The sequence below is a fragment of the Halobacillus sp. BBL2006 genome (assembly GCF_000786645.1).
In the GTDB taxonomy this organism is placed as follows: domain Bacteria; phylum Bacillota; class Bacilli; order Bacillales; family Halobacillaceae; genus Halobacillus.
In genome coordinates this window covers 1-4517 of sequence record NZ_JRNX01000049.1, presented here as the reverse complement: position 1 = coordinate 4517, position 4517 = coordinate 1, and the positions used below count along the sequence as shown (strand labels likewise).

Genomic DNA, 4517 nt, shown 5'->3' with positions numbered 1-4517 from the left:
CCTGAATAAACCCACCATAGATGCCGACTAAAAAGAAGATAAAAACGAGTCCTATTTTCCTCGGCAGGGTATTCTCGGTTGGACCATTACCCAGCTTCTTGTGCGGCTTCCAAATGATAATTGCCAATACAATCAGCATAACGACTGATAATATTTTGTTAAAAACCTCATCGGGAAGGGAAATTGCAAACCTTGCGCCGACAATGGAACCAAGTAAAGCCGGAACCGCAAGCATTGTGCTGAACTTCCAGTCAAAATAGCCGCTCTTTCTGAAAGACGCAATGGCAACAAGATTCTGTGCCATCAAGGCAATGCGATTCGTTCCATTGGCTACGGCAGACGGCAGTCCGAAGAAAATCAACATCGGCATGGTTAATAACGAGCCGCCTCCAGCCATGACATTAATAAAACCCGCTCCGATACCTACTAATAAGATGGCGAAAAAAGAAAGTAAAGTCATTCATTTCATTCCTTTTAATAATCTAGTTATACTTCATCAGCCTCCAAAGGACCATATGAATAAAAAGTAAATCGTAAAACAGAGAAAGACCACACTGATTCCCAGTGTCGTTAAGGTTAAAAGCCGCTGAATCCCCTCTTCCTTAATGGTGCCAGCGATACCAAATATAAGGCCGAGCAAAGCTGTATAGGGGGCTAGCTGGATAAAGTTCACCATTGCGCCAAAACCATTTTGGTTAAAGATCGTGACGAAAAAAACAATGACTTGAATACAGAATACGGCTAGAATAAGAGCTGAAATCTTACCTGGGATGGATTTCGGCATTTGGATCATCTCCTTTAAACTTCACGAGTGAGCGCTCGCTTTATTTTGAATCATGTTTACGATGGATACATGATAATAGATTAAAGAAGCAATCACACCTAAAGCTATAAATAAAGCAGCGTCTGCCACTTTGCTAAACCTGCTATAGAAAAAACTCCATGGAAAACGTTAGAAATGACTATCGAGGATCCTTTTTCAAACAAATTTTTTTTGTTGGCGAGCTCTGATAAGCGAATTATCGGGCATTGAGCCGCACTAGAACGTTTCATCCGCTGACTTTAAGTGAACGAGTTAGAAAAGGATGTGACTAAACCATGTATGTATTAGCAGTAATTCTCGTTGCTATAGGAGTAACCGCCGCTCCGGTCATCGGTTTCTTCTACCCTGCTTGGAGAGAATTGAAAGGAAAAAAGCCACTCACCGAATGGCAGCAATATGGCGTCAGCACCCTGGCTATAGGTGTATTATTACTTATGGGCATATTAGCCTGGCTTTTGATAAACAGCTAGCCTAACCCATCTCTCTCACTTTCTTTTTCATCAAGACCTGAAATAAATTACAGTAATGATAAAATAAACAAGCACTACTACACTTACAAACACAAGCGCTTCTATGATTTCCCTATTCGAATAAAGCGAGGAATACAAAAGAAAATAGAGGATCCAGGCCATGAACGAGACACTGCCAATCAAGTAGAAAAAATGTTTTTCTTTCATAAAAACTCCTTTTAGAAGATTTATTCACCACACCTACTCTAAGGTTGAAATGAACATTCGTTTCTCCTTTTTAAAAATATTGAACGAGACCGATGATCAGGATAAAAAAGAAGGTTAAACCGAAGAGCACTTCAAATCCTAACGACCATCTGTTTTTTTCTTTCCAGTGATCATATCCTTTATTCGTTAATAAAACGATCCAAAAAATTGAAATCATCAAATAAAACTCATCTTCATAACCAAGGTACAGGAGTATAAATGACACTATTCCCAAGCCCGGGTAAGGGCAAAAGCTAGATGTCTTGCCATCCTTCATCTCCTTTACTATAACTACTGGATTCCAATTATTTCAAAAATACCTATTATACTCAATTGTATCTTATAAAACTAAGAGATGCTTATCCTTTGATTGGAAAGTGAATCAGATCATTTTAGTCTAACGGATTGATGATAGCCAGCACTTGATGATCTTCCCATTTACCGTTGATCTTTACATTCTTCTTAGCCAATCCTTCTTTATGAAATCCAGACTTTTCAAGCACGCGTATGGACCCTATGTTGTGAGGCATGACCCCAGCTTCAATACGATGGAGCTTCAACTCATTAAAAGCGTATTCTACCAACAACTGCACAGCCTCGGTGGTGAAACCTTTTCCATTGTACGTCTTGTCTAAAAAATATCCGATAAAAGCACTTTGCAGAGATCCTCGGGCGATTTGAAAAAGATTAATGGTTCCTACTAGATGTTGGCTTTCATTTTCAAATATCCCAAAGTTATATTCAGAGTCGTTCCTCATTTTTTGCTTGAACTGGTTGATCCTTTTCAATTGAGCAGCTAATGTATAAAACTCACTCCCGCGTTCCATAGAAAATCTTTCAAAAAAAGACTTGTTATCAGATTGCAAAGTTAATAGATCCCCAGCATCGGCATCGGTAAGCTCTCTTACATGAACGTATTTCCCTTTCATCACAACACCTCTTTATTCATTAAATTGATCCTTTTATGTATTAAGCGATTTCACCTTAATAGTTGTTAACCCCTGTAGATACTTTATAGAGTCTTTATCGTAACAATATCGGTTGGGCAAGAACCCTGCATCTATAAAAGTTAATTGTTATCTGACCACCCCTGCGATGGCTTGTCCTTTTGAAACCTGGGCTTGCTAAAGTACGCTCCTAAAAGCAAAAATAACATTGAGAGTAAAACCCCGGTAGCTCCCTTCTCAAAAATAGTGAACACAGGGAGACACAATGCAGCGAGAATAAACATTAATTTCATCATAGAACCTCTCACCTCCTTCTATGTAATAGCCATAACCTCCTCATTTGGTTTCCACTTTAGGCGAAGGACGGTCACCACTGCCCAGCTAATGAATATTAGTTTTTCTAATTTTCCTCACTTCTTCCTCCTGCCTTTCTACTCAACTTACGGTTTTCTTTTTTTGATTTCAAATAGTTCCGTAGAAAGACAAATCCCGAAATGATACCCGCTGCTATGAATAAATTAATTATAATAATGAAAATGGGCATGAGTTCTGTTATTGTCATCATTTATTAACTCCTTTCTCCTTCACTTTTTTTTAATTGAGGAGCTTTCTATTTATGTAAAAATAGACGAGAACCAACAAAATCAAACTAACTGTGAGGAGCACGAATTGTTCATTTGGATAGTCAATCAAGCTATTCAGAATCATGCATACTCCTACAGGTAGGAAAAACATGCTTCCAGACACTCTGCCCAGCCTCGCCTTGTCCTTAATAGCTTTTTCATTGAATCCAGATAGCAGCCAGGTCTGTTTTAAGACGCCAACCAAGAAGGAAACAACAAGAAACAAAATGCCGATTACCAGTAATTCTGTGTCCATTTGGTCGTCTCCTTGTAAGTAGTAGATTTACTTATACTTAAGTACGACGCAATTCTAAAGAAAGTTCCACATATTAACAAAAAATCTGTAGGCTTGAGTTTGTTAATTGAACAAGAAGTGGTTTCTCACACGGGGAAAGATCTTCGGATGATGGATGATAAACAGGGTTTCTAGCGTTTTAAATAAGAAAGGGCTATAAGCGAAAAATAAAGTAGGATATCCTAAAAAAAAGAAAAGGCACTCGATTATAGCGCCTTTTCGTTTCTTCATTATTTGTTAGATCAGACGATTTTTTTAATCAACCTTCCTAATGTACGTGGAATGAATAAAATAATATCGACGATTGTATGGATTAATGAACGAATCAATTTCATTTCGAATCCCTCCTTATCTTTTACCTATCCATTCCACTATGTAATCAGCAATAAACTAGGTCAAATTAATCGTTCCCTTTTAAAAAATCTCTAATTTCCTCCAAAGACAATCCTAATTTCTTCGCCTCCACCATCAGTTCCACCCACTCTAAATCAACATCCCTATCCAAAGTGTACAAACCTATAACTCCCTATCTGTTCATATGAGTTCACAAACGAAAAAACATATGATTTTCGAACAAGTTTATCATATAAAGAACTAATTTTTTGTAAAAATTTGTATGATAATTAAATTTTTATACTATTATTTTTCCTATTTTTCATTTCTTCTTTGTATCAGGTATGGAAAACTGAAAAGCGTCGAACAGTAGACAGTGTAATAGTAATCAAATTTAAATTTTGAAAGGCACGATCTGTTCCTCTCTCTATACCCACAAAGCTCCCGATGGTCAAACAAAAAGAGAACATAAGTAAAGCAGAGGTGTTAAACAACGAACATTGAAAAATTATATAACATCAACACAGATCATTAGCGTAGTCAAAACAAGGAGACTCCTATGGGAAAAGCGCGAGTCGAAGACCCCGCAGGAAAGCGTTCTTTGCTTTTCGAGGAAGCTGCGGCCGTGCCCGTGGAAAGCAAAGTGTTTTGACGGAGAAGTCATTGCACTCTTTTCTTGGCACACAAAAATCCCGTACTGATTTTAACGAAATCGTTCGGAATTTTTGTGTTTCATTCAGTTTTGTACCAGCCTCTTACCAGCTTTACTTTTTTCTTTTT

Annotated in this window: 7 protein-coding genes; 1 reads left to right on the top strand and 6 read right to left on the bottom strand. The window is 37.7% G+C overall.

The window, feature by feature from the left end:
* A partial coding sequence (locus LD39_RS01985) for a sulfite exporter TauE/SafE family protein (protein WP_035542340.1) occupies positions 1 to 460 on the bottom strand: 460 nt, incomplete at its 3' end.
* A gap of 36 nt (positions 461 to 496) precedes the next feature.
* Positions 497 to 784, bottom strand: a complete 288-nt coding sequence (locus LD39_RS01980) for a hypothetical protein (protein WP_035542338.1) — start codon at positions 782 to 784, stop codon at positions 497 to 499.
* A gap of 314 nt (positions 785 to 1098) precedes the next feature.
* On the opposite strand from LD39_RS01980, the gene LD39_RS01975 reads away from it, so the two are divergent.
* Entirely contained in the window at positions 1099 to 1293 is a 195-nt protein-coding gene (locus LD39_RS01975) for a hypothetical protein (protein ID WP_035542336.1), read from the top strand.
* 277 nt (positions 1294 to 1570) lie between these two features.
* On the opposite strand, the gene LD39_RS22450 is transcribed toward LD39_RS01975, so the two are convergent.
* From LD39_RS22450 to LD39_RS21915, 4 genes are all read right to left on the bottom strand, one after another.
* Positions 1571 to 1717 (bottom strand): hypothetical protein, encoded by a 147-nt coding sequence (locus tag LD39_RS22450; protein ID WP_156112550.1) that lies wholly within the window; start codon positions 1715 to 1717, stop codon positions 1571 to 1573.
* 214 nt (positions 1718 to 1931) lie between these two features.
* A complete protein-coding gene (locus tag LD39_RS01970; protein ID WP_035542334.1) occupies positions 1932 to 2471 on the bottom strand; it encodes a GNAT family N-acetyltransferase in 540 nt (179 codons plus the stop codon).
* 609 nt (positions 2472 to 3080) lie between these two features.
* Positions 3081 to 3365 carry a DUF3784 domain-containing protein gene (locus LD39_RS01965; RefSeq protein WP_035542332.1) on the bottom strand — a complete coding sequence of 95 codons (285 nt, stop codon included), beginning with the start codon at positions 3363 to 3365 and terminating at the stop codon, positions 3081 to 3083.
* 439 nt (positions 3366 to 3804) lie between these two features.
* Positions 3805 to 3918, bottom strand: coding sequence for an anti-repressor SinI family protein (locus tag LD39_RS21915; RefSeq protein WP_081988228.1), 114 nt, complete (start codon positions 3916 to 3918; stop codon positions 3805 to 3807).
* Positions 3919 to 4517 lie beyond the last annotated feature (599 nt).

Coding starts and splice junctions, on each gene's coding strand:
- LD39_RS01980 (WP_035542338.1), bottom strand. CDS start 784: ATGCCGAAATCCATCCCAGGTAAGATTTCAGCTCTTATTCTAGCCGTA.
- LD39_RS01975 (WP_035542336.1), top strand. CDS start 1,099: ATGTATGTATTAGCAGTAATTCTCGTTGCTATAGGAGTAACCGCCGCT.
- LD39_RS22450 (WP_156112550.1), bottom strand. CDS start 1,717: ATGATTTCAATTTTTTGGATCGTTTTATTAACGAATAAAGGATATGAT.
- LD39_RS01965 (WP_035542332.1), bottom strand. CDS start 3,365: ATGGACACAGAATTACTGGTAATCGGCATTTTGTTTCTTGTTGTTTCC.